Here is a 4,166-nt window from a genome sequence, read left to right on the forward strand (position 1 = left end):
TGATGGCCTGCAATACGCGCTCGACGGAGGTGTCTTGGTAGTAGCGGCTGGGGTGTGTGCCACCCTTGTCCTCAAACGGGATGGCAGCGAAGCGGTCGCGCCAGGCGTCCGCTTTGGCGAAGGTCATGGACCAGAGTTGGTCGGGAGTGGGATAGGAGGGGACTTCGCCTTCGGGGGGATGGGAAGAATGGGACTCAGGGGACATATCCACCTGGTAGATGCCTTGGCCGTTGGTGGCGTAGGCGAAACGGATGGACATTTTGGCGGCGTAGTTCTTGGCTTGGGCGACGCCTTCTGTCAGTTCCTCGTCCCACGCTTTAGCTTCGATCACGGCAACCTTACGGTTGCGATAGACCAGAACGTAATCGGCGATCAACGGTTTGCCGCGCCGCCCATGGCCTTCAATGCGACCCAACGTGATGGCGTATTCGCGCAGGATTTTGCTGCCCTCGACGACGCCCCAGCCGGCCGCTTTCAAGGCAGGGTCAATGTGTTCAGCTCTGGTTTCGGATTCGTTCATAACGATTCCTTGCCATCCTCGGCAGTATGTCGGAAATCCCGACACACTGCTTTTTCATCGAGTTCACCGGTTTCAAAGATGTGTTTTAAATGTTCAGTGATGGTGCTCCGGCCCTTGTCGAAAAGTACGCTGATCAACTTTTGCGTCAACCAGACCGTTTCTTCTGCCACTCGCACTTCGATGCCGTCATCGCCCGCCTGCCGGGTGAAGATCAGGAACTCGGCGGTGCTGTTGCGAATTTGGAGTTTCTTCTCTTTGTTCATGGCTTTCTTCCAAATGCTGACACGATTGACCAGATTGACATCGCTGACGTTCCGGTCAGCGAAGTCACTACGGTCAACCAAGGCATAAATGTATCTTTCATGCGGGCCTTGTTCCTTTGCACTCGGGGAAGCCGGCGCAACCCCAGAACTCCCCTTTCGCGGATTTCCGGCGGCGCATGGGTTTGGCGCACTGCGGGCACACCGGAGCCGGTTCGGCATTCAGTCGCTCATCGCGAGCCTGGATTCGCCGGGCCGTCAACCGCTCGCTGAAACCACCGGTCTGTTCGAACGCCTCGCCTTGCGCTGCAATCTGGCTTTTGAGCATGTTCAGCGCACGCCCGATGATGATGAGCATCGCATTGGCGACTACCACCGGGTCTTCGGCGTCCAGCCAGCGGGCATACTTCCGCCGCTGCTGCAGCGCATGCTTGGCCGATTCATGGACCATGTCGTCGGTGAACGGCGCCTGGTCAAGCGAGACCTCGTTCACCGCCCGGGCTTCCGGAGCATGGCAAGACCACGGCAGCTCGCCCCGGTCCAGGATGAAGATCTCATAGTCGCCGCGCAATTCACTCAGGCTCGCCCGCCCCACGTCGGTGAGTTTCATCTCGGTGTCCTTCGAGGTGGACGAACGTTCCGAGCCCTCAATGATATTCTGCCGGCCGCTGCGCGCGGCCTGGGTCATCTGGTCGTATTGCCGGCCCTTGGGATCATAGAATTTCCCGGCGGCTTCCCGATGGTCCTGCGTCAGGAACCGGCGGCAAAAGCACAGCGTTTCGAGTTGGACGATGGTCGCCAACGTGAACGAGTGGAGCCTGCGGAACCCGCCGTGTTTGTCGAAAAGTTCAGCCATGGCCATATCCTCCCGTCATTCGGGTCAGCGGGGTCAAAATAGCAGGGTTCTGGTTCATCAAAGTTCTCCGGTGAAGGCTTGGTGCAGTAGTGATTTTTTCAAGGCCTCCAGGGCGGCGAGTTTGCGGGGGGCATGGAGTAACGCCGAAGGGGGACCGGATTGACCGGATTGACCGGATTGCAGGAGCGAGGGAATGGGCTTCAACGGGGTTGCAACAATCAGGTGGCGCAAGGGTGATGCAACCCCGATGGGGTTGGGGAAAATAATGGGGCGCGAGACCCAGGGTAGCTCGTGGCTCGCAACCCTGGGCTAACGGATGCAATCCCGTTGGGATTGAAATGGTGGTGGGCATCAGAGTTCTCCGGTGAAAGCTTGGTGGAGTAGTGATTTTTTCAATGCCTCCAGGGCGGCGAGTTTGCGCGTGTAGATGGCGGCGAGGCGTTGGGTTTCTTCTCGGACAGAGTCCATCGTTGATACAATGCGATGCTGTTCGTCGAGGCTCGGCAATGAAATTTCAAGACCCTGAATCATTCCCATTTTAAGAAATTTCGTTCCAGCACCAACGGATTGGGCTTTGAATTTCTTTAAACTCTTGAGCATTTGGAAGTACAGATACCTGTAAAGCACTCGCTTCTTTTCGTTCACCGTGATGACGTATGTTCGTTGGTAGGCGTTAAACTTTCCATTGTAGTGCTTTACATTGAAATCGCCAACGGCGTTGTTCCCAGCTAAAAGAATTGCTTCACAATCGAAGGCGTAATCATCAATGGCAAACACTTCTCTGGAACAAGTGAAGAAAGGATATTTGCCGCCTGCTACCGCCGCATTCGCATCTAGTTTTCCTGTTTTTATGTTCACTAAATTCCCGAGTAGCGCTTTTTCGGCCTGGTCGCTATGGAGGTGGCTTTCGAAGAGGGCGCGGGCGTTTTGGAGGTTCTTTTCGGCGTTGGCTCGGGCGGTGGCGAGGCCCGCAAAGGCTTCGTCCAGGATACCGACGATCCGCTGCTGTTCGGGGAGGGGGGGGAACGGAATTTCCAACCCAAGAACCTGCTCACGTGAGATTCCTGGTATTGCCGCGCCAGTAGATAGTGATTGAAAATGATCAAACGCCGAACTGAGAATCGCGTGGACGAATTTAGGGTCAGCTCCCGTTGCCCGCACTGCCATCAACTGGCGACTTATTGCGACTTCGTCTTGGTCGAGCAGGTTGATTTTGCCGACACCTGATCCTTTGACAGTAATCAGAACGTCACCACACTTCGCCTTGACCTTCGGATGTTCGGTCCATTTCGAGATAACAGGATTCAAAGGCCCGAAATCGGAAGGACCAGTTAGGTAACCCACGCCTCGAGACTCAGTGTTGTAATCTTTCGCATCGATGTGCTGGCCAGAAATAAGTTGGCACAACTGCCCCAGCGTCTTTGTCTGCCACCCTTTCTTCATAGTAGCCCCCGGATGTTCTCCAGCACCTCCGCACTCTCGGCATCCAAGGCGGCAATTTCTTCCATAATGGCCTTGGGGGTGCGATGGGTGATTTCCTCGCCGCCGTCGGGGTTTTTCACGGAGAGGTCAAAGGTCGTTTGGTCTATGGTTTTGGCGTCCACGCTCCAGCTTTTGGGGGAGTCGGCGAAGGTTTTTTGCAGTTTCACGAACTCGGCGAGGTCGTCGTCGTTGAGCGGGTTGGTTTTGCCGAGGTTGCGGCCGGGGTCGAGCTGGTAGTACCAGGTTTTGCGGGTGGGTGCACCTTTTTCAAAAAACAACACGACCGTTTTTACACCGGCACCTTGGAACGTGCCGCCGGGGCAATCGAGGACGGTGTGCAGGTTGCAGGTTTCCAGCAGGAGTTTGCGGAGGCTGACGGAGGCGTTATCGGTATTGGACAGGAAGGTGTTCTTAATGACAATGCCACCGCGCCCTCCCGCTTTCAGGATTTTGATGAAGTGCTGGAGAAATAGAAACGCGGTCTCGCCGGTGCGGATGGGGAAATTCTGCTGGACCTCCGGGCGTTCCTTACCGCCGAAGGGGGGATTGGCCATGACGACGTCCACGCGGTCTTTTTCCTGAATATCGGCGAGGTTCTCGGTAAGGGTATTGGTGTGGATGATGTTGGGAGCCTCGATGCCATGCAGGATCAGGTTCATGATGGCGATGACGTAGGCGAGGGATTTCTTCTCCTTCCCGTAGAAGGTGCGTTCCTGGAGGATGCGATCCTGGGCGGTGGTGCGCTTGGGATACGTTTCTTTCAGATAATCGAACGATTCACACAAGAACCCTGCCGACCCAACCGCACCGTCGTAGATGCGCTCACCGATCCTGGGCTGCACCACGCGGACCATGGCGCGGATAAGGGGGCGCGGGGTGTAATACTCGCCACCGTTGCGGCCGGCGTTGCCCATGTTCTTGATTTTGGCCTCGTAGAGGTGGGATAGCTCGTGTTTTTCGGTCTGCGAACGGAATCGGAGTTCGTCAATGTGATCAATGATTTCGCGCAGGTTGTAGCCGCTCTGAATCCGGTTCTTAATCTCCCCGA

Annotated in this window: 5 protein-coding genes; all 5 read right to left on the minus strand. The window is 56.0% G+C overall.

Translation table 11 applies throughout. The features are described 5' to 3' along the window. Positions 1–520: restriction endonuclease subunit R (locus tag WCO56_29075; protein ID MEI7733653.1), on the minus strand; the 520-nt coding region annotated here is incomplete at its 3' end. Next, positions 517–864 carry a hypothetical protein gene (locus WCO56_29080; GenBank protein MEI7733654.1) on the minus strand — a complete coding sequence of 116 codons (348 nt, stop codon included), beginning with the start codon at positions 862–864 and terminating at the stop codon, positions 517–519. The genes WCO56_29075 and WCO56_29080, both read right to left, overlap by 4 nt. Positions 865–880: 16 nt before the next feature. Next, complete coding sequence (locus tag WCO56_29085; protein MEI7733655.1) at positions 881–1,636, minus strand: four helix bundle suffix domain-containing protein; 756 nt, start codon at positions 1,634–1,636, stop codon at positions 881–883. Between the two features lie 351 nt (positions 1,637–1,987). Next, positions 1,988–3,079, minus strand: coding sequence for a restriction endonuclease subunit S (locus tag WCO56_29090; GenBank protein MEI7733656.1), 1,092 nt, complete (start codon positions 3,077–3,079; stop codon positions 1,988–1,990). Further along, a partial coding sequence (locus WCO56_29095; protein ID MEI7733657.1) for an N-6 DNA methylase occupies positions 3,076–4,166 on the minus strand: 1,091 nt, incomplete at its 5' end. The genes WCO56_29090 and WCO56_29095, both read right to left, overlap by 4 nt.

Source organism: Verrucomicrobiota bacterium, from assembly GCA_037139415.1.
Lineage (GTDB): Bacteria > Verrucomicrobiota > Verrucomicrobiia > Limisphaerales > Fontisphaeraceae > JBAXGN01.